The sequence below is a fragment of the Mycobacterium sp. 852002-50816_SCH5313054-b genome (assembly GCF_001667185.1).
Taxonomy (GTDB): Bacteria; Actinomycetota; Actinomycetes; order Mycobacteriales; family Mycobacteriaceae; genus Mycobacterium.
The window spans coordinates 1-1,367 of sequence record NZ_LZIC01000100.1; the positions used below are offsets into that span (position 1 = coordinate 1).

A 1,367-nucleotide genomic window follows, 5' to 3' on the forward strand; every position below is an offset into this window, starting at 1 on the left:
CCGACCGGGTTGACTCATCTGAAATGCGCGCGAAAGGGTGGGTCGTTGCCTCACTGAAAATGCGCGCGTGGACGGCGCGCCTGCCTGATTGGTCAGCAATGACTTCGGTAGGCCCAAGTGATGGGGTTGACTTTGGGCGAGCGCAGGGCAGTGACGCAGGCGGCAGCGATCCGTTACCGGCAGGCCAGTAAGCGCGGAAAGAGTCGGATTCTCGACGAGTTGTGCGCGAATACCGGCTGGCACCGAAGTCATGCCCGCAAGGCCCTCAACGCCGCACTGGTGCCCACGATCGTGACTGCGCGTAGTCCTCGGCCGGTGAGGTACGGCGATGATGTCATCGCGGCGTTGACGGTCTGCTGGACCGTGCTGGGAATGCCGGCTGGCAAACGGCTTGCCCCCATGCTCACAGAATTGGTGGCCGTGCTGCGCCACTTCCGTGAGCTGGTCATCAGTGACGAGACGGCGACGCTGCTGGTGTCGATGTCGGCTGCCACCATCGATCGCCGATTGGCCGATGAGCGAGCCAAATACACGATCAGGGGACGTGTGGGCACTAAGCCGGGGTCGCTGCTCAAAAGTCAGATCCCGGTGCGCACCTGGGCTCAATGGGACGACGCTGCGCCTGGTTTCGTCGAGATCGACACGGTCTTCCACGACGGCGGCAACCGTGGTGGGGGCCATGCCTTCACGCTGACGGTCACCGATATCGCCACCGGCTGGACCGAGAGCCGCTCAATGCCGGACAGGACGGCCAAACACGTACTGGCCGCCCTCAATTACATCGCCGCCGCGATGCCGTTCCCCCTCCTGGGCGTGGATTGCGACAACGGATCGGAATTCATCAACGACGACCTGCTGGCATGGTGCCAGGACCGCCGCATCACCTTCACCCGCTCACGGCCGGGCAACAAGAACGACGGTGTCACGTCGAGCAGAAGAACTGGACGGTGGTACGCACCACGGTCGGCTACTACCGTTACGACACCGCGTCAGAACTGTTGCTGCTCAACGAGATCTGGCAACTGCAGTCGAAGATGACCAACTACTTCTACCCCCAGCAGAAACAGATTTCCAAAGTCCGCACAGGCGCCAAGGTGTCCAGGAAACACGACAAAGCCACCACCCCGTTTCACCGCGTGATCGATAACCCGAGCATGACTGTGCAGCGCATCGTGGCACTCAAACGGACCTACTCGCTGATCAATCCAGCCGCCACCGGCCGCCAAATCCAGGCGCTGACCACCCAGCTCTTCACCCTGGCCACCAGCAAAGCCGCAGACGGCACCCCCGCTCCAATCACCAAGCGCGCACGCTCACGTGAGGCAACGAAGCACCCTTCGCGCGCATCTTGACATGAGGCAACTTGC

General features: G+C 62.3%; 1 pseudogene. It reads left to right on the forward strand.

The window, feature by feature from the left end:
- Nucleotides 1-120 precede the first annotated feature (120 nt).
- Nucleotides 121-1,352: pseudogene (locus A5787_RS19440) on the forward strand (transposase family protein).
- Nucleotides 1,353-1,367: the final 15 nt, after the last annotated feature.